The following is a 233-nucleotide window of genomic DNA, read 5'->3' as shown; positions in this document are numbered from 1 at the left end:
CCTGTAAATCCTGTACGTCCGGTAGCACCTGTGAAACCAGTTCTACCCGTAAATCCTGTTCTTCCGGTAGCACCTGTAAATCCTGTTCTACCCGTAAATCCTGTTCTTCCAGTAGCACCTGTGAAACCAGTTCTACCTGTAAATCCTGTTCTTCCAGTAGCACCAGTGAATCCAGTTCTACCTGTAAATCCTGTTCTTCCGGTAGCACCTGTGAATCCGGTTCTACCTGTAAA

General features: G+C 46.8%; 1 protein-coding gene. It reads right to left on the bottom strand.

The window, feature by feature from the left end:
• Positions 1-233: hypothetical protein (locus Q0910_RS28600; protein WP_299224273.1), on the bottom strand; the 233-nt coding region annotated here is incomplete at both ends.

It is taken from the genome of uncultured Aquimarina sp., from assembly GCF_947495315.1.
Taxonomy (GTDB): domain Bacteria; phylum Bacteroidota; class Bacteroidia; order Flavobacteriales; family Flavobacteriaceae; genus Aquimarina.
Note: the sequence above shows the minus strand (reverse complement) of the source record. Positions and strands in the feature narration are given on the sequence as shown.